At 63.9% G+C, this 19,166-nt stretch carries 15 protein-coding genes and 1 tRNA gene; 3 read left to right on the plus strand and 13 right to left on the minus strand.

Annotation, left to right across the window (positions count from 1 at the left end):
- Window positions 1-125: 125 nt before the first annotated feature.
- The 8 genes from MMB74_RS01965 to MMB74_RS02000 all read right to left on the minus strand — a co-directional run bounded on the left by MMB74_RS01965 (window position 126) and on the right by MMB74_RS02000 (window position 9,500).
- Window positions 126-635: a DUF1269 domain-containing protein gene (locus MMB74_RS01965; RefSeq protein ID WP_277426906.1), complete on the minus strand. Its 510-nt coding sequence runs from the start codon at window positions 633-635 to the stop codon at window positions 126-128.
- 267 nt (window positions 636-902) lie between these two features.
- Window positions 903-2,501: an alkyl hydroperoxide reductase subunit F gene (ahpF, locus tag MMB74_RS01970; protein ID WP_277426907.1), complete on the minus strand. Its 1,599-nt coding sequence runs from the start codon at window positions 2,499-2,501 to the stop codon at window positions 903-905.
- 96 nt (window positions 2,502-2,597) lie between these two features.
- The gene (gene ahpC / locus MMB74_RS01975; RefSeq protein WP_277426908.1) at window positions 2,598-3,161 is read right to left on the minus strand and encodes an alkyl hydroperoxide reductase subunit C; all 564 of its coding nucleotides are present in this window, start codon (window positions 3,159-3,161) and stop codon (window positions 2,598-2,600) included.
- Window positions 3,162-3,333: 172 nt separating this feature from the next.
- Complete coding sequence (locus tag MMB74_RS01980; RefSeq protein ID WP_277426909.1) at window positions 3,334-3,636, minus strand: hypothetical protein; 303 nt, start codon at window positions 3,634-3,636, stop codon at window positions 3,334-3,336.
- A 91-nt stretch (window positions 3,637-3,727) separates the two neighbouring features.
- Window positions 3,728-4,534, minus strand: a complete 807-nt coding sequence (locus MMB74_RS01985) for an oxidoreductase (RefSeq protein WP_277426910.1) — start codon at window positions 4,532-4,534, stop codon at window positions 3,728-3,730.
- Between the two features lie 27 nt (window positions 4,535-4,561).
- A complete protein-coding gene (locus MMB74_RS01990; protein WP_277426911.1) occupies window positions 4,562-7,684 on the minus strand; it encodes an efflux RND transporter permease subunit in 3,123 nt (1,040 codons plus the stop codon).
- Window positions 7,681-8,796: an efflux RND transporter periplasmic adaptor subunit gene (locus tag MMB74_RS01995; RefSeq protein WP_277426912.1), complete on the minus strand. Its 1,116-nt coding sequence runs from the start codon at window positions 8,794-8,796 to the stop codon at window positions 7,681-7,683. Before MMB74_RS01995 ends, MMB74_RS01990 begins: the two co-directional genes overlap by 4 nt.
- Before the next feature lie 86 nt (window positions 8,797-8,882).
- Window positions 8,883-9,500 carry a TetR/AcrR family transcriptional regulator gene (locus MMB74_RS02000; RefSeq protein WP_277426913.1) on the minus strand — a complete coding sequence of 206 codons (618 nt, stop codon included), beginning with the start codon at window positions 9,498-9,500 and terminating at the stop codon, window positions 8,883-8,885.
- Window positions 9,501-9,617: 117 nt separating this feature from the next.
- On the opposite strand from MMB74_RS02000, the gene MMB74_RS02005 reads away from it, so the two are divergent.
- A complete protein-coding gene (locus tag MMB74_RS02005; RefSeq protein WP_277427121.1) occupies window positions 9,618-11,081 on the plus strand; it encodes a TolC family protein in 1,464 nt (487 codons plus the stop codon).
- Window positions 11,082-11,364: 283 nt separating this feature from the next.
- Here the strand turns inward: MMB74_RS02005 and MMB74_RS02010 are convergent.
- Window positions 11,365-11,451 (minus strand) — tRNA-Leu (locus MMB74_RS02010).
- A 250-nt stretch (window positions 11,452-11,701) separates the two neighbouring features.
- On the opposite strand from MMB74_RS02010, the gene rnr reads away from it, so the two are divergent.
- Both rnr and rlmB read left to right on the plus strand, forming a co-directional pair.
- Entirely contained in the window at window positions 11,702-14,185 is a 2,484-nt protein-coding gene (rnr, locus tag MMB74_RS02015; protein ID WP_277426914.1) for a ribonuclease R, read from the plus strand.
- A 129-nt stretch (window positions 14,186-14,314) separates the two neighbouring features.
- Complete coding sequence (gene rlmB, locus MMB74_RS02020; RefSeq protein WP_277426915.1) at window positions 14,315-15,058, plus strand: 23S rRNA (guanosine(2251)-2'-O)-methyltransferase RlmB; 744 nt, start codon at window positions 14,315-14,317, stop codon at window positions 15,056-15,058.
- Between the two features lie 67 nt (window positions 15,059-15,125).
- On the opposite strand, the gene MMB74_RS02025 is transcribed toward rlmB, so the two are convergent.
- The 4 genes from MMB74_RS02025 to MMB74_RS02040 all read right to left on the minus strand — a co-directional run bounded on the left by MMB74_RS02025 (window position 15,126) and on the right by MMB74_RS02040 (window position 19,164).
- The gene (locus MMB74_RS02025; protein ID WP_277427122.1) at window positions 15,126-16,142 is read right to left on the minus strand and encodes an ABC transporter substrate-binding protein; all 1,017 of its coding nucleotides are present in this window, start codon (window positions 16,140-16,142) and stop codon (window positions 15,126-15,128) included.
- A 61-nt stretch (window positions 16,143-16,203) separates the two neighbouring features.
- Window positions 16,204-17,322, minus strand: a complete 1,119-nt coding sequence (locus MMB74_RS02030) for an FAD-binding oxidoreductase (RefSeq protein WP_277426916.1) — start codon at window positions 17,320-17,322, stop codon at window positions 16,204-16,206.
- Window positions 17,315-18,841 (minus strand): NAD(P)/FAD-dependent oxidoreductase, encoded by a 1,527-nt coding sequence (locus MMB74_RS02035; RefSeq protein ID WP_277426917.1) that lies wholly within the window; start codon window positions 18,839-18,841, stop codon window positions 17,315-17,317. Before MMB74_RS02035 ends, MMB74_RS02030 begins: the two co-directional genes overlap by 8 nt.
- Window positions 18,838-19,164: a (2Fe-2S)-binding protein gene (locus tag MMB74_RS02040; protein ID WP_277426918.1), complete on the minus strand. Its 327-nt coding sequence runs from the start codon at window positions 19,162-19,164 to the stop codon at window positions 18,838-18,840. The genes MMB74_RS02035 and MMB74_RS02040 overlap by 4 nt, the downstream gene beginning before the upstream one ends.
- Window positions 19,165-19,166: the final 2 nt, after the last annotated feature.

Here is a 19,166-nt window from a genome sequence, read left to right on the forward strand (position 1 = left end):
TAGAACCGTCTGGCAAGCGCGGCGTAGCCCCGACTGACCTATGTTTTTTACTACGGTTGTGGGTACGATGGTTTTGACATGAGTCAACGTTGCCCCGCGTTAAGCGCGTTGGTCGCGATCCGGCATCAAGGGAAGATCGGTGTGGTGGGCTCCGCACCGCACGGGTCGGCTCGGGGAAAGTGTTGCGCCACCAGTTGCTCGATTTCCTGCTCGCGCGACGCGGGCACATCGGCCATCAGCAACAACTGACCGTCGCGGATGGCATCGCGAAACCGAGCGAGTCGCGTGTTCGGCTCGTCGACACCGATCATCGAGGCCGTCCAGGCTCCGAATCCGGCTCCCGCCAATGTGACCGCGACGACCGCGCCGCCCGCGATCGTCAGTCCCGCGGGAGGGAACGCGAGTGCCACGAGGCCGAGAAATGCGCCCGTTGCGCCGCCCAGCGCAACGCCGCGCTCAAGCGCATGAACGACGTCGCTGCGCTGCAGTAACGAAGCTTCGGGCAGTTGTTCGAGCGTGACGTTGTGATTGGCGAGGACATGGATATGGTGCCAGGTGATCCGAGCCTGCAGCAAATCGTCTACGATGGCTTTCGCCATCACTGGATCCGGCACGAGAAAGTAAAGGCGCCTCATGACGTACTCCTTCAATCGAGAAGTCATCATCCACGTCCACAACGACAATGGAACGATGGATCCCATCATACGCCCGTCGTGTGCGCTTGACGGTGCGAGGCCGTACGCCCGGCAGCCGACCTGAGCGGCGTTCTCGTGCTCTTTTGTGCAGTGCGCCAGGACGCGCCGCCGCGCATCGAATCCCTCGACTGGGAAATCAGCGCCGACCGGGGCGGCTGTGGGCGCCGAAAGCCGCCCCAGGCGAAGGGCGGCAGTGGGAATTGAAGCTCAAGCCTCGGCGACGCTCGTCGCCTGAGCCGGTTCCTGCACCTGCGGCGTGCGGATCAGGTAGTCGAAGGCGCTCAGCGCCGCTTTCGCCCCATCGCCCGCGGCGATGACGATCTGCTTGTAGGGCACGGTCGTGCTGTCGCCGGCGGCAAACACGCCAGGCACATTCGTCTGCCCCTTGGCGTCGACGACGATCTCGCCGAAGCGGCTCAACTCCACGGCGCCTTTGAGCCACTCGGTGTTGGGCACGAGGCCGATCTGAACGAATACGCCTTCGAGGGCGACGGTGTGCTCCTCGCCGGTCGCGCGATCCTTGAAGCGCAGGCCGTCGACTTTGCTGCCGTCGCCGGTGATTTCAGTCGTTTGCGCGTTCACTCGCACGGTCACGTTTCGCAGGCTGCCGAGCTTGGCCACGAGCACCGCGTCGGCCTTGAGCTGGTCATTGAACTCGATCAGCGTGACATGCGCCACGACGCCCGCCAGATCGATCGCCGCTTCGACGCCCGAGTTGCCGCCGCCGATCACGGCGACGCGTTTGCCCTTGAACAGCGGGCCGTCGCAGTGCGGGCAATAGGCCACGCCCTTGTTCTTGTACGCCTGCTCGCCCGGCACGTTGACGTTGCGCCAGCGCGCGCCGGTAGACAGGATGACGCTGCGGCTCTCGAGCGTGCCGCCGTTTTCCATGCGCACACCGATGAGGCCGCCCGGCTGCGAGGCCGGGATCAGTTCGACGGCGCGCTGCTGCGCCATGATGTCGACGCCGTAGTGGCGCACTTGCGCTTCGAGCGCCGCGGAAAACTTCGGGCCATCGGTTTCGAGCACCGAGATGTAGTTCTCGATCGAGAGCGTATCGTTGACCTGGCCGCCCATGCGGTCGACCGCGATACCTGTAGCGATGCCCTTGCGCGCGGCATAGACGGCCGCTGCTGCGCCGGCAGGCCCGCCGCCGACGATCAGCACGTCGAACGCGTCCTTGGCGTCGAGCTTGGCCGCTTCGCGCTGCGCGGAACCCGTGTCGAGCTTGGCGACGATTTCCGCGAGATCCATGCGGCCCGCGCCGAACATCTCGCCGTTCAGATAGACGCTCGGCACGGCCATGATCTGACGCTCGTCGACTTCACTCTGGAACAGCGCGCCGTCCACCACGACCGTTTGGACGCGTGGATTGAGCACGGCCATCAAGCTCAACGCCTGGACGACGTCGGGGCAGTTATGGCACGAGAGGGACATATAGACCTCGAAGCGGTATTGGCCGTCGAGCGCCTTGATTTGCTCGATCAACTCGGCCTCGACCTTGGGCGGATGGCCGCCGGTCCAGAGCAGGGCGAGCACGAGGGAGGTGAATTCGTGGCCGAGCGGGATGGCGGCAAAGCGCAGGCTTTGCCCGCCGCCCACCGGGCTCAGGCTGAACGATGGCTTGCGCGCGTCGTTGCCGTCGGTGCGCACGGTGATCTTGTCCGACAGCGCGGCGATGGTCTGCAGCAGTTGCTCGAGTTCGCGCGAGCTAGGCTGCTCGTCCAGCGACGCCACGAGTTCGAACGGCTGGTTCACACGCTGCAAATAGGCCTGCAATTGGGCCTTGAGGCTGTCGTCCAACATGGTGATCCTCGATGCTTGAGAGGTTACGGACTTGCTTGGATGCCGGCCGGACTTGCCCGGCCGGCGCGCCAATGCGATTGACGGCGAGGTCGATGCTTAGATCTTGCCGACCAGGTCGAGCGACGGGGTCAGCGTCTTCGCGCCTTCCTTCCACTTGGCCGGGCAGACTTGGCCCGGATTGGCGGCCACGAATTGCGCCGCTTTCAGCTTGCGCAGCGTTTCCGAGACGTCGCGAGCGATCGCGTTGTCATGCACTTCCATCGTCTTGATGACGCCTTCCGGATTGATGATGAACGTGCCGCGCAGCGCCAGACCTTCCTCCGGGATATGCACGCCGAAGGCGTTGGTCAGTTGGTGCGTGGGATCGCCGACGAGCGGGAACTTTGCCTTGCCCACGGCTTCCGACGTTTCGTGCCAGACCTTGTGCGAGAAGTGCGTGTCGGTCGTCACGACGTAGACTTCCGCACCGGCCTTTTGGAATTCGGCGTAGTTTTCCGCCGCATCTTCGACTTCGGTCGGGCAGTTGAACGTGAACGCAGCCGGCATGAAAATCACGACCGACCATTTGCCCAGGAGCGACTGTTCCGTGACCTCAACGAACTTGCCGTTGTGGAATGCTTGTGCCTTGAACGGTTGGACTTGGGTGTTGATAAGCGACATGAAGTTTCCTTGAACAGTGGTGGGTGGAACGTTGCCGTTTGACGGACTCTATATTGATGAAATCTTACGGCAAATTCAATTCGATAGTTTCTATCTAAGCGATAAACTCTGCCTACTGAGGTCATAGGCTCGGGAATCGGACGCCAGGCGAGCGTAGGGCAGCGTTTAGCTCTTACCAAAAACCGCCTCCTTTGTTGCGCTCGTCGATGCCGAGAAGCTGGACTACTACCATGCGCTGGAGGTCGAGCACGCGAACCTCGTGCTGCTCGATGAGACGCAAGCTGGCTTGCGCGACTTGCTGGACGGTCAACAGGTGGGTGACGATGAGTTGATGGCGCGCGTTGACGAAGCCGACGAAGCGGTGACGGCCCGGGCAGTTGTCGAGGCTGCGCCGAACTTTCTTGCTACGCTCGATGAAACGCGACGCTTCCGGCCGCAAAACTGACGGGGCAGCTTCGGCCGGCCTCGCAAACATGCTATTTAGAACCCACGGCAAGAACTACGGGTTCGAACGCACCGGTCCGAGATTGCTCGGAGTGATGGCCGTGATGAAATCTGCTGTGCTTTCAACCCAGCCCGAATGTTTTCCGCAGGCTCGTATCGACTGGGCCAGCTGGCATAAAGCGGCGCAGTTTTCTCAGCAGGGACGCTTCGCCTTTGGGCGTGCTCCGCATTTTCCATGCGCCCAGAGCCGCATCGACAATCGTCGTGGCTACGCCATCCGGCGCCGGGGCCTCATTGACACTTTTCTGAATTGCACGCGAGACGACCGCGCGGTCACCGTCATAGGCTGCAATTTTTAAAGCCGCATGGGGCGCATTGAGATCCAGATTGGTCTTGGTATAGGAAGGCTCGACCAGCACCACGCGGACGCCGAACTTGCGCACCTCGTGATCCAGGGTTTCGGACATTCCCTCAACAGCATGCTTGGAAGCCGAATACAGTCCCATATACGGAGCCGGAAGAAAGCCCAGCACCGAGCTGACGTTGACGATTCTTCCCGAACCCTGCGCGCGCATGTGCGGCAGTACCGCTTGTGTCGTGCGCAAGATTCCAAAAACGTTGGTATCGAACAGGGACTGCGCTTCGGCGACCGACGTTTCTTCCATCGCGCCGAGCAGGGTCGCGCCCGCACTATTGACTAGCACGTCAATGCGCTTGGCTTGACCGATGATGGTCTGGAATCCGCGTTGGACGGAAACGTCCTCACGGACGTCCATCGGGATCAACTGAACACCGGGGATGGACTGTGCGTTGGCAGGATTGCGCACGGTGCCGAATACCTTGCAGCCGCGTTTGACAAATTTCTCCGCGGTGGCGCGTCCGATGCCCGATGACACGCCGGTAACAACGACAACGATCGAATTCGACATAGCAGTTCCTTTGAAGAGTGGCGTTGCTTATCTCTGGTTGGCGGACGAGTCCTCAAACATCCGTTCCGCAGGTTGTGCCGGTTCATGCTTGCCTTTGCCCGGCCGGATCTTGAACCAGATGGAATACATGGCCGGCAGGAACATCAGGGTCAAGATCGTTCCTGCAAACGTGCCGCCGATCAGCGTGTAAGCGAGCGTGCCCCAGAACACCGAATGGGTCAGCGGGATGAAAGCCAGGATCGCCGCCATGGCCGTGAGGATCACGGGGCGGGCGCGCTGCACCGTGGCCTCGACGACCGCTCGGAATGGATCCAATCCCGCGAGCTCGTTTTGGTGGATTTGCCCGATCAAAATCAATGTGTTGCGCATCAGGATGCCCGATAGCGCAATGAGGCCGACCAGCGCATTGATGCCGAAAGGCTGGCGGAACAAGATCAGCGTCGGCACCACCCCGATCAAGCCCAACGGGCTGGTCAGGAACACCATCACCATCGCGGAGATCGAACGCACCTGGAAAATGATGATGATCAGAGTAACCGCCAGCATGATCGGGAAGAGGGGCAACATGGCCTTCGTCGCTTTGCCCGATTCCTCGATGGAGCCCGCCTGCTCGATACGGTAGCCGCTAGGCAGCTTCGCAACGATGGGCTGAAGCTGCTTGGTGATCGCCGCCGACACGTCAGGGGGCTGCAGGTTGTCGGCGATATCGCCTCGCACCGTGATCGTCGGCACGCGATCGCGCCAGCGCATGATCGGTTCCTCCATGCGCACCTCGACTCTGCCCACCTGCGATAGCGGGATGCGTTGCCCAGCGGCGCCGGCTAGCGTGAAATCACCGATCTTGGCCGGATCGAGCCGAACCTCGCCAGCTGAACGCGCCACGACTTGCACGGTTCGAATATCCTCACGCACCGCAGTGACCGGAACGCCCGTCAAGAAGAATTGCAACTGTTGGGCCACGGCGCTGGACGTCAGTCCGAGCGCCTCCAAACGGTCCTGCTGCAAGGTGAAGTGCAGGGTAGGCGTGCGCGCGCCCCAATCGGAGTTGACCGTGCGCATCATCGGGCTCGCATCCATCACCGGCTCGACTCGGGCCGCGATGCCGCGCAGCTTGTCCGGGTCTGGGCCGCTGACGCGGTAGGCGACCGGGAACGGCGAATATGGGCCGAATACGAGTTGCGTGACCCGCACGCGCGCTTCGGGGGCAAGACCGCCCGCGATGGCCTGGCGCAGCCGCTGTTTCAATGCGTCGCGCTCATCCTGACTGTCTGTGCGCACTACGATCTTGGCAAACGACGGATCGGGCAACTCCGGCCCCATGGCCAGGTAAAAGCGCGGCGCACCCTGCCCGACGTAGGCGGTGACGATCTTGGCTTCCTTTTGTTTGGCCAGCCACGCCTCGACCTTCGTCGTGGCGGCGCTGGTTTGGGAGATGGACGCGCCATAGGGCATCTGCACCTCGACCAGCACTTCAGGACGGTCCGAGATCGGGAAGAACTGCTTTTTGACCACGCTCATCCCGAGGATGGCCAAGGCAAAAAGCCCCACGACCGAACCGGCGACCAGCCATTTGCGTGCGATGACGCGCGTGAGCAATTGGCGGAAGCGGTTGTAGCGCGGCGTGTCGTAGATCGCATCGTGACCGCCTTCCACCTTTTTGAAGTCGGGCAGCATCTTCACGCCGAGGTACGGCGTGAAAATCACCGCGACCAACCAGGATGCGATCAATGCTATACCGACGATCCAAAACATGTTGCTCGTGTATTCGCCCGCGGTGGACCGTGCGAAGCCGTTCGGCATGAAGCCTACGGCCGTGACGAGCGTGCCCGATAGCATGGGCGCGGCGGTGTGGCTCCAGGCATAGGCCGAGGCGGCCACGCGGCTGTAGCCTTGCTCCATCTTCACCACCATCATTTCGATGGCGATGATGGCGTCGTCCACCAGCAGCCCCAGTGCCAATATCAACGATCCGAGCGTGATGCGGTCGAAGTTCTTGCCGGTTGCGGCCATCACGACGAACACGATCGCCAGTGTCAAGGGCACGGCCGCCGCAACCACCAAGCCCGCGCGCCAGCCCATGCTCACGAAACTCACGAGCATGACCACCAGCAGAGCGGCGAAAAACTTGAGCATGAACTCGTCGACCGCCGAACGAATGTTGACGGCTTGATCGGTGACTTTGGTCAGGCTCATGCCCAGCGGCAGCGCGGCGTTGATCGTCCCGACCTCGCTGTCCAACGCCTTGCCGAGCTCGAGCCCGTTCCAACCGTCGCGCATGACGATACCGAGCAGCAGTGCAGGCTCGCCGTCGTTGCGGATCATGAATGTCGCCGGATCTTCGTAACCGCGGGTGACGGTGGCGATATCGGACAGCTTCAGCGTGCGACCTTGCGCCACGATCGGCGTATCGCGGATCTTCCGCAGCTTGTCGAAGGCGCCGTCCAGGCGAATGAATACCTCCGGCCCCTTGGTTTCGACGGAGCCGGCCGGCGTCAGGGCGTTCTGGCCATTGAGCGCGGCGAATATATCCTGTGGGCTCACCCCCAGCGTTGCCAGGCGCTCATGGGAAAACTGGACGTAGATGCGCTCGGCTTGCTCGCCGATGATATTCACCTTCTTTACGCCCGGCACCTGTAGCAACCGTTGCCGCAACGTCTCGGCATCGCGCACGAGCCGGCGTTGCGGCTCGCCCTTGGCCTTGAGCGCAAACAACGCAAAGGTGACATCCGCGTATTCGTCGTTGACCATCGGCCCGATCACGCCAGCCGGAAGGTTGGCGGCTTCGTCGCCGATTTTTTTTCGAGCCTGGTAAAACGCTTCCTGTACTTCCGATGGCGGGGTGCTGTCGAGTAGTGTCAACGTCGTAAAGGCTAAGCCGGGCCGCGTGTAGGTTTCGGTGCGGTCGTACCAGCGCAGCTCCTGCATGCGCTTTTCGATTTTCTCGGCGACCTGATCGTGCATTTCCTGCGCGGTCGCCCCTGGCCACGCGGTGATGATCGTCATCACCTTGACCGTGAACGCGGGGTCTTCCGCGCGCCCCAGCTTGAAGAAGGAAACGAGCCCCGCCAACGAGATCAGGCAGATCAGGAATAGGGTGATGGATCGCTCGCGCACGGCGAGCGCCGACAGGTTGAAGCGACTTTCGCTCACGGACGGCCTCCCTCGGAAGCCACGGCGACGCCTTGACTCGCCGGCCGCACCAGTTCGCCTGGGCGCAGCAACTGCGCGCCGAGCGCGACGATCCGCTCCCCTTGCTTCAATGGACCGACGACGCGAGCGCTCTCGTCGTCAAGACGCTCGACAGTCACCGGCCGCCAGGACACTTTTGCCGGTTCACCGCCGATGACCCACACCCCCGGCCCCTTGCCCGTGTCCAGCAGCGCGCCGATCGGCACTTGCACGGCACCTTGCGCAGCGGAGCGTGCATCCGATAGCTGTATCGTGACCGTCGCGCCCAACGGGGCATTGGCCAACGCACCTTGCAGCACATATCGCGCTTCGAAGGTCCGCGTACGCGGGTCCGCCGCATCCGAGAGCTGACGCAGGGTAGCCGGTTCGCTCACGCCGTTGCTGCCGAACAGCGTGGCTTGTGCGACCGACCCGATGGCCGGGCGCAAGGTTTCAGGTAGCTGGATCACGGCTTCGCGACGCCCCGCGTGGGCGAGGCGCACCACGGGCTGTCCCGCGCTGACGACTTGGCCCGGCTCGGCCAGCGTTTCCATCACGACGCCATCGCCGTTCGCCACCAGCTCGGCGTAACCCGTTGCGTTGCGCGCGACGTCGGCGTCAGCCTCGGCTGCGCTGAGCTGAGCCTTGGCGGCATCGGCCGCCGCTTTAGCCTGGTCATACGCCGAAGCCGATATCGCGCCGGTGCCGCGCAGGGCGCGGTAGCGCGCTTCATCCTGTGCGGTTTGCTGCGCCCGTGCTCGCGCGGCGGTAACCGCCTCCTGTCGGGCCTGTGCGGCAAGCTTCAGGTCAATGGGATCGAGGCGCATCAACGGTTGGCCGCGCTTGACGACTTGACCCGAATCCACGAGCCGCTCCAGCACTTTGCCGGAGACACGAAAACCCAAATCGCTCTGAACCCGTGCGGCTACGGTTCCCGTAAACGAACGCGATGCGGCAGTGGCGCCTTGAACGATGGCGACACGCACCAGCGGGGCCTCGGTGCGCGGATCGGAGGGAGCCTTTGCGCCGCAAGCGGCCAATGCAAACGGCAAGGCACAGACGACGGTAGAGGTAGCGAGGCGACGCGAGCGCATGAAAGTCCCATCGGCGAAGTGAGGATGGCTTTCATTATGGGTCTAGTGACCAAAACAGTCAACGGTCACAAACTCGCTTTGACACGTCACGGCGACAAGCTGCGCAGCACGAGGCTAGACAGCTTCGTCGGCGCCTCCCCGGTGTAATCGAAGCTGTGCTGAAGGATGAGGGGGTTCAGGTACGGGCGCAGCACCAGGTAGATCGCCATCGCGGTCTCATCCAGCGGCGTCTTGCGCTCGAAGTCCCCGCTTTGCCTGCCCTCCTGCAGGATGTCCACGAGCAGCTTCCGGATGCGCTCGTCATAAGCGAGCGTTGCCTGCCAGTGCTCGGTAGCGGCCGACGCGGCAATCTCGTAAAGCTTGCGGTCCTGGAAGAACAGGCGAAGGCTTGCCTCTACGACCGCCTTGAACATCTGCCGCAGCTTCTCCGGCGGCCGGTCGGCCTCGTCGACGGCCGCCTTGACCTCGCTTTCGATCTCGCGCAGGCAGTTCGCGCAGATCATCTCGCCAATGGCCTGCTTGGACTCGAAAAACTTATAGATGTACGCCTTGGAAAAGCCGATGGCCTTGGCGAGATCAGAGACGGTCGTCTTCTCGTAGCCATAGCGGCTGAAGTGCTCGGTGGCTGCGGCAACGATCTGATCGCGCACCTCATGGTCGGCCGGACCGCGCGCCGAAACGGGATAGGTGATTGCTTTTTTCATGGTTCGCAGCTTACCGCCGCTCTCAAGAATTCACAACGAGTGACTAATATGTATGATAGTCACTATCATTCGTTTAGTTCCCGGTTCTGCTCGGTTCCCCTTCGCAGGAAGAAGCTCATGCTGCCCAAACACCTCCTTGCCGTGCTTATTGTCGCCAGCCTCTCCGCCGGCTGTGCCGTCGGCCCAGATTACCTTCGGCCCAACGTGTCGATGCCGGAACGGTTCCAGGATCAGGCTGCGGTCGATCAGCGATCTGCAGCGGCTCGTGCCGATCTCGCCACCTGGTGGACGGGTTTCGGCGATCCCCAACTCACTCGGTTCGTGGCGCTCGCGCTGGAGCAGAATCTCGACCTCGCGCAGGCGTCCGCTCGGATTGCGCAAGCGCGTGCAGGGCTTGGGGCGGCGAATGCCGCGTTGCTACCTTCCGGTAATGTCAGTGGCCAGGCGGCCCGGGCCTATCAATCCGTTGAAACGCCCTTGGGGCGCGTCTTGAACTCGACGCCCGGTTTCGACCGCTACGGCAACGACTACGAAGCCAATCTCAGCGCGAGCTGGGAACTGGATGTATTCGGCGGCTTGCGTCGTGGGCGGGAAGCGGCGCTAGCCGAGTACCAAGCGTCGGAAGCGGGCGCAGCGGCCACGCGATTGGCTGTGGCGGCGCAGACGGCAGACATCTACATCGGCATCCGTGGATTGCAAGAGCGTCTGAACATTGCCCGGCGGCAGGTGCGGACGCAGCAAGATCTGCTTTCCACCATCAAGCTTCTGTATGGCAAAGGGTTGGCGGCCGAGCTTCAAGTGAGCCAGGCCGAGGGGGCGCTTGCGCAGGTTCGGGCATCCGTCCCGGTCCTCGAGGCGAGCCTGGAGGCGGCCATGAACGCACTGGATGTGATGCTGGGCTCTCAGCCCGGCACGCATCGGGCTGAGCTGGTCGAGGCTGGCGACATCCCGGCGGCCCCGCAAATCGGCCCTACCGGAACGCCGGGTGAGCTGCTCAGGCGCCGGCCTGACCTGATCATGGCCGAGCGGCGCCTGGCCGCATCGAATGCACGCATTGGTGTCGCCATCGCCGAGTACTACCCCAAGTTATCCCTGAGCGGGCTGATCGGCAGCGCAACCTCCGTGGCCAGCGGCAATCTGTTCACGAGCGGTGCGAGCCAAGCTTTCGGAGTGTTGGGTCTGCGCTGGCGTTTGTTCGACTTCGGCCGCATCAACGCGCAGATCAACCAAGCCAAGGGCCAAGAGGCCGAAATGTTGGCCGCGTATCGGCTTGCGGCACTCCATGCAACCGAGGACGTAGAGAACGCTTTTTCGGCACTGGTCAAGCGCGAAGAACAGGCGGCTGTGCTCACGCAGGGCGTGGACTCGCTGGGTCGCGCGCGAGCGGCGTCGTTTGCGGCCTATCAAGAAGGCGTGGTCAGCCTCGTCGAAGTCCTGCAGGCCGACGAAAACTTGCTCCGCGCCTCCGATGAGCGAGCGCAAGCGAAAACGGAATCGGCGCGCGCAGCGGTCGCGGCCTTCAAGGCGCTCGGCGGCGGCTGGCAACCTTCCGAATCCGAGGCTGCGGTAGCTGTCAGGTAGCGACTGAACGCACTTATAGCGCCGAAGGAGCGAACATGGAATTCACCATCGCTCCATGGCCGTGCGCGCAGGCACCTTGCTTCCTGGGCGCAATAATGAAAAAAGGCCAGCTTGCGCTGACCTTTTTAATATGGTGCCCAGGAGAGGACTCGGTCACGCAAGCGCGACCCCGGCTGCGCTTGCATGCGCAGCCTTTCGAGTCCTCCCGCAAAGTGCGCAGGCACTTTGCTTCCTGGGCGGAATAATGAAAAAAGGCCAGCAAAGCTGACCTTTTTAAAAATACTGGTGCCCAGGAGAGGACTCGAACCTCCACGATGTTGCCACCGCTAGGACCTGAACCTAGTGCGTCTACCAATTCCGCCACCTGGGCAGGTGTGCGTCTTGCAACAAAGACCGCTATTGTACCGCCCCAAAGACCGCTGTCAAGCACTTTGGGCGAGGCCACATCCACCGGCTCAACCCGGCCCCGTTTGACGCGCCCGCCGCACACGGCCGCCGGCCGTCGGGACCCAGCCGGCGAGCCCGTTCGTCCCGCCTTTGACGGGTGTTAGAATGGCGCGCATTGCTGTCATTGCCGTGTCAGACGTATCGAGCCGAGAACAATCATCGACAAGCGCCCCTTGAGCAAATACCCGTACCCGATCCCGAGCCGCGAGGAAATCCTCGGCGTGCTGCGCACGAGCGATACCCCGCTCGCCGCCAACGACATTGCAGAGACCCTGTCGATCAAGCGCCAGGAGCGTGAAGGTTTCTTCAAACGCTTAGGCGCGATGGAACGCGACGGCCAAATCCGGCTCGACAAGCGCGGCTATTACCAACTCGCCCATCCGTCCAGCTTCGTCGCCGGCCGCGTGCAAGGCCACCGCGACGGCTACGGCTTCATCATCCGCGACGACGGCCAAGACGACCTGTTCCTGCCGAACGCCGAAATGCAGAAAGTCATGCACGGCGATCGCGTGCTGGCGCGCATCATCGGCTACGACCGGCGCGGACGGCCAGAAGGGCATATCGTCGAAGTGACCGATCGCGCCAATAAGCGCGTCATCGGGCGCCTGCTCAACGAGAACGGCGCACTCATCGTCGCGCCCGAAGACAAGCGCATCGGGCACGACATTCTCGTCACGCAGAATACGAAGAAGGCCAAAGTCGGCCAGATCGTCGTCGTCGATCTCACCGATTTTCCGAGCCGGCATTCGCAACCGTTAGGCCGCGTGGCGGAAGTGCTCGGCGATATCGACGATCCAGGCATGGAAATCGAAATCGCCGTGCGCAAATACGGCGTGCCGCACGAGTTCAGCGACGGCGCCTTGGCCGAAGCGGCAGCCCTGCCCGACGAAGTGCGCCCCGGCGATATTCGCCATCGAGTCGATTTGCGCGACGTGCCGCTCGTGACCATCGACGGCGAAGACGCGCGCGACTTCGACGACGCCGTCTATTGCGAGCCCGCCAAAGTAGGCCGCGGCGACGGTTTCCGGCTGCTCGTCGCCATCGCCGACGTTTCGCACTACGTTCGCCCCGATACGGCGCTCGATGCCGATGCGATCGAGCGCAGCACCTCCGTCTATTTCCCGCGCCGCGTGATCCCCATGCTGCCGGAAAAGCTCTCGAACGGGCTGTGCTCGCTCAATCCTCACGTCGACCGCTGCGTGCTCGTATGCGACATGCTCATCACCGCACGCGGCGAGATCAAGGCGTATCAGTTCTATCCCGGCGTCATGCATTCGTCCGCGCGGCTCACGTACACCGAAGTCGCTGCGGTCCTGACGAACACGAAGGGGCCCGAGGCGGCGCGGCGCGCCACGCTCGTGCCGCAGTTGCAAAACCTCTACGGCGTCTACAAGTCGCTGTTTGCCGCGCGCCAAAAGCGCGGCGCGATCGACTTCGACACCACCGAGACCTACATCGTCTGCAATGCGCAGGGCAAGATCGAGCAGATTTTGCCGCGTCAACGCAACGACGCGCACAAGCTCATCGAAGAATGCATGCTGGCGGCCAACGTCTGTGCCGCCGATTTCATGAAGCGCAACAAGCATCCCGGCCTGTACCGCGTCCACGCGGGTCCGACGACCGAGAAGCTGGAGAATCTGCGCACGTTCCTGCGCGGCATGGGCCTCTCGCTCGGCGGCGGCGAAACGCCCCATGCCAGCGACTACGCGGCGCTGATGGCGCAAGTGCGCGACCGGCCCGACGCGCAAATGCTGCAAACCATGCTGCTGCGCTCGATGCAGCAGGCCGTATACAGCCCCGACAACATCGGTCACTTCGGGCTGGCATACGATGCCTATGCGCACTTCACGAGCCCGATCCGGCGCTATCCGGATCTGCTGACACACCGCGCCATCTACGCGATTTTGTCGGGCCAGAAGTACCGCCCGCAAGCGCCGGGAGGCGTGGTGCTGAACACGGCGCTGTCGCCGCGCGCGCGCGCCCTGCAGCAGGCCGACGAGCAAGCGCAAACGCGGCCGCGCTCGCGCGAGAACACTGCGATCTGGGAAGAGCTCGGGCTTCACTGCTCGGCCAACGAGCGGCGCGCCGATGAAGCGTCGCGCGACGTCGAGACCTGGCTCAAGTGCTATTTCATGCGCGACAAGCTGGGCGAGGAGTACGGCGGCATGGTGAGCGGGGTCACCTCGTTCGGCATCTTCGTGCAACTGGATGCGCTGTTCATCGAAGGGCTCGTGCACGTGACCGAGCTCGGCTCCGATTACTTCCAATACGACGAGATCAAGAACGAGTTGCGCGGCGAGCGTACCGGCATTCGCTATCGGCTATCCGACCGCGTGCGCGTGCAGGTGAGCCGCGTCGATCTCGATGCCCGCAAGATCGATTTCCGGCTCGTGCGCGAGACGGCCGTCAAGCCGCCGGCAGCGCCGGGGCGTCCGAACGCGACGGTTCGCCCCGTCGGGGAACAGGAAACGGCCGGGCGCGGCCCGCGCGTGCGCACGCTCGCGCCGGCGCAGGCCGAAGGCGCGCGTCGCAAGCAGGCCGCGCCCGGCAAGTCCCCGGCCGTAGTCGAAGCGCGCGCTGCGCGTTCGCAAGCGGCCAAGAAGCGCAGCCCTGCGTCCAAGGGCGCGCCTAAAGCGCGGTCGCGCAAAAAGGGCTGACCGCGCGCGGCGCGCGGTAACTGGCCAAGGCGTACCGGGCCGCGGTTATTCCATGTGGCACAGCGAGGGCTCGATGCACCGCTGTGCCTTCGCTTTTTTGGCTTGAAGCAACACCGATTTCACTCTGCTATGGCACGTTTAAAAGTTTTATACGGGTTTCACGCGGTAACAGCGCGCTTGCGTCACGACGCGTCCACGGTCGAGGAAGTGTTTTACGACGCGACCCGGCGCGATCGTCGCATGCAGGACTTCCTGCACACGGCGAAAGAAGCGGGCGTGCGCTTGATCGCGGCCGACGAGACGCGACTGTGGGGCCTCGCGCATACGGAGCGTCACCAAGGGGTCGTTGCGCGCGCAACCGATCTGCCGCTCGCGCAAAATCTCGCGGAGCTGCTCGATGGCATCAACGGACCGGCGCTGTTGCTCGTGCTCGATGGCGTCACCGATCCGCACAACCTTGGCGCATGTCTGCGCGTGGCCGATGGGGCGGGCGCGCATGCGGTCATTGCGCCGCGTGACCGCGCGGTCGGATTGAATGCGACCGCGGCGAAAGTGGCGAGCGGCGCGGCCGATACGGTGCCGTACATCACCGTGACCAACCTCGCACGCGCGCTGCGTGAGCTGAAAGAGGCGGGCGTATGGATCGTCGGCACGGCGGGCGACGCGCAAGCCACGCTCTACGAGAGCAAGCTGAACGGCCCCGTCGCTATCGTCTTGGGCGCGGAGGGAGAGGGGATGCGCCGGCTCACGCGCGATACGTGCGATGAAGTGATGCGGATCCCGATGGCCGGTACGGTGGAGAGCCTGAACGTGTCCGTGGCGAGCGGCGTGTGCTTGTTCGAAGCCGTCCGCCAGCGCGCGCCCGCGCGCTAGCCCAAGTTGCGGCGCCAGCGCTGGCGCTGACGCCGTCAACCGGCGCGAGCCGGCCAGCGCGCCGCGCTTAACGCTCGATCTGCTGATTCCAGCGCGTATCCCATTGCGCGCGATGCGCATTGATCGCTTCCCAGTCGACGACGGTCACTTTATGAACGAGCTCGTCGATGTTGCCAAGGCTTTGCTGCATCGACGCGGGCATCTTCGCCTGGCGGTTGGTCGGGATCTGCTTGCCCGCTTCGGCGGCTTTTTCTTGTGCGGGCGCCGACAGCAAAAATTGCGCGAGCTTTTGCGCAAGCTTGTCGTCCGGATTGTTCTTCACGACACAGACGTCGACGAGCAACAGCACCGGTCCTTCTTTGGGACTGACATAGGCCACGGGCAAGCCCTTGTCCTGCAAGTCGGCCACGCCGGTTGGCGTGAGCGGGAACAACCCGGCTTCGCCCGTTTGCACCATCTCCGAGATCTTCGCCGAGTTCGGGATGTACTCGACGACATTGGGCCCCACCGTGCTCGCCCATTTCGTGAACGCCGGCTCGACGTTGGTCTCGCTGCCGCCCCACAGCCGATTCATCGCCAAAAAGCCGTGCAAACCGAACGTGCTGCTCGATGCCGATTGGAATACGACCTTGCCCTTGTATTTCGGATCGGCGAAATCGAGCCATGAGGTGGGCGGCGCCCAGCCTTTCTCCGCGAACAGCTTCTTGTTGTAAGCGATGCCTGTCATGCCCAACTGCACGCCGGCGCCGATGTCGTCCTTCATGCGGGCGAATGGATAGAGCTGTTTGAGTTCGGCCGAATCATCGAGCTTTTCGCAAACACCCAAGCTCACGGCGCGTGCCATCACGCCGTCGTCGAGAAACGCGACGTGAACTTGCGGATGATTGCGATTGGCCAACAGCTTGGCGAGGATATCGGACGAGGTGCCCGGCACGACGACGACTTTCGTATCGTTGGCTTTCTCGAACATAGGCAGCACTTGCGACGTGTAGGCCTTTTCCATCGGGCCGCCGTTCATGCCGATGTAGATCGTCTTCGATTGCGACCATGCGGGCGTCGCGGCCACGCACGCCCCGGCCAACATCGCCGTGGCTGTTAGGGTTCGGAAAGCATTCATTTAGGTCTCCTGATGAAAAGGCGAAGCATTACGCGGGAACGGCCGAGAAGCGGTTGACGTCGAACGCGTCGAGCGGTGTCTCGGTGGCGCCGTCGATCACGAGATCGGCGAGCACCTCGCCGACGCCCGGGGCGAGGAGAAACCCGCCGCCGGAAAAACCGAATGCATGGAGCAAGCGCGGCACATGGCGGCTCGCACCGATGATCGGATTGTGGTCCGGCGTGCAGCCTTCCACGCCGCTCCAGGTCCGAATCAGCAGCGCGTCCCGCAGGGCGGGCAACAGCGCGCACGCGTCGCGCATCACCGCGCGCGTCGTGTCGGACGACGGTTGCGCAAAATCGCCATCGCCATGACCGCGTCCTCCGCCGATCACGCAATTGCCGCGCGCCACTTGTCGCGCATAAATGCCTCCGCCGAATACGCCGAGGTTGTGCTCGAGAAAATACGGCAGCGGCTCGGTCACCCACATGTTCGGGTAGATCGGCTTCATCGGCACCGCGTCGCCGAAGCGCTCGGCCAACGTGCCGGCCCAGGCGCCCGCGGCGTTGACGAGCCAATCGGCTTCGTACGTTTGTTCGCCGGCGCGCAGCAAAAAGCGATTGCCGTCGTGCTCTGCATGCTCGAGCGCCGTCAGCTCGCGCACGTCGGCGCCGGCTTCGCGCGCCGCCCGTGCGAACGCAGGCGACACGAGACGCGGGTTCGCGTGCCCGTCGCTCGTACACAGCGAACCGCCGACCGCCGCGACGCCGAGCCACGGATAGCGCCGCCGAAACGCCGCGCCCGAGATCAGTTGCAATGGGAGCCCATGCTCCGCCGCGATCTTCGCGTAGGCTTCGAGGCCTTCGAGATCGCCTTCGCTGCGAGCCAATCGCAAATGGCCCGACACGACGAATTCGCCGTCGATCCCGATCCGTTCGCCGAGCCGGTCCCAGATGCGCCGAGCACGTAACGCAAGCGGCAATTGCTCCGCTGGGCGGCCCTGACAGCGCACGCCGCCGTAATTGACGCCGCTTGCTTGCGCACCGCAGTAACGTCGCTCGATCAACAGCACGCGCATGCCGCGGCGCGCGAGTGCCAGCGCGGCCGATGAGCCGACCAGCCCGCCGCCGACGACGGCCACCTCATATTGCCGCGCCGGCCTATTCATCGCGCGCGTCCTCCGGCACCGGTGCGACTTGCTCGTCGCACAGCGCCGCGGCAAGCGGAACCGGCTTGATCGGCGCCTGCGCGCGCAAGCGGCCGAGCGCCTGCGGCGGTAACCCGGACTCCGCCGCGAGCAGCGCCATCGCCGCTTCACCGCACATGCGGCCTTGACAGCGCCCCATGCCCACCCGGGTCAGCGCTTTCAGACGATTGATCTCGGTGGCCGCGCCCGATCGAATGCAACGGCGCACCGTGCCCGCATCGATCTCTTCACAGCGGCAGACGGTCATGGTATCGGGCCAAGAGCGCGCGCGCTCGAAGGGCGCGGGAAATGCGGTTTCGATGCCCGCGCGAAACGTTGCGATGCGCTGCAATGCGCGACGCGTCGAAGTGGCCGCGTCGACGCGCCCGCTTATCCGTTTCATCGACGATTGCGCTTCGGCATCCAAATCATCGAGCAGCGCCAGTGCAGCGAGGCGGCCAGCGTGTTCGGCCGCATCGGCCCCGGCGATCCCCGCGCCGTCGCCTGCCACGTAGACCCCGCGCATCGAGGTGCGTCCCGCTTCGTCACGCTCGGGCAGCCAGCAATGGTTGAGCGCGTCGTAGCGGAAGCGGCAACCGGCGAGATCGGCAAGCTGCGTTTCGGGCCGCAAACCGAAACCGATGCCGACTGCATCGCATTGCAGCGTCCACACCGGCGTGCCGGCGTTTCCCCGGTCGTCCTTCGCGCGCCACGCGATGCCGGTCACTTGCGTTTCGCCGCGAATCTGCTCGAGCGACACGCCGCGCTCGATCGGCACACCGTGCGCGCGCAGCCAGCCGACGTAATAGAGCCCCTTGGCCAGCACGGCGGGCTGTGCGGCGAGCTTAGGCAGCGCCGCCGCTTGCTTGCCGATGCCGTTGCTATCGAGGATGGCGAGCACCTGTGCGCCGGCTTTCGCGTACTGATAGGCGACGAGGTAGAGCAAGGGCCCCGTTCCCGCGAACACGACGCGCCGTCCAATCGCACAGCCTTGCGCTTTCAACGCGGTTTGCGCCGCGCCCAGCGTGAAGACGCCGGGCAAGGTCCACCCCGGCACCGGCAGCACACGGTCGGTCGCGCCGCTCGCGATGATCAGATGCGAGAACGGAAGGGTTTGCTCGCGTGTGCCGCACAACGTAGCGAGATGGCCGACGATGCTCGCGCTGTCGTTCGTCCCGGGGCCGAGGGGGCGCCGATCGTCACCGCGTTCGGCGTTCGTCTCGCAGGCCCATGCCAGGGTGTTGGGACGGTAGTCAAGCTGCGATAGCAAGTTCGCCATTGCGGCATGGAGCGCGATGGCTTTGCGTGCCTCGAAGCCGTAGAGGGCTTGGGCGGGCCGTCGAAACAGCGCGCCTTCGGGCGGTTGCCGATAGATCTGGCCGCCCCAGCGCGCGTTCTCGTCGATCACGACCGGATGCAGGCCCGCCTCGACGAGCGTTTGCGCGGCCCGCACCCCGGCCGGTCCTGCGCCGACGATTACGATGTTGGCGGAATGCGTCATGGCGCTCGACCCTCGCCGGCGCCGTGCGCATCGACACCGGTGGTGCGCAGCCGCATGCCGCTTTCTATCGGTGTCGAACAGGCGCGCAGCCGTCGCCCGTCTTCGGTGCGGATCCAGCAGTCTTGGCAGGCGCCGATGAGACACAATCCCGCGCGCGGCTCGCCGCTGAAGTCGGACACGCGCAGCGCATGGCGCTTGGTCAGGATCGCCGTGAGCACGGTATCGCCCTCGAGCGCGCTCGTCGGCACCCCGTCGAGCGTGAAGAAAACGGGCGCGCGGTGGGCTTCGGCCAGACGTACGAGTTGCCCTGCATCATGAGACATAT

This window comes from Trinickia sp. Y13, assembly GCF_029522115.1.
In the GTDB taxonomy this organism is placed as follows: domain Bacteria; phylum Pseudomonadota; class Gammaproteobacteria; order Burkholderiales; family Burkholderiaceae; genus Trinickia.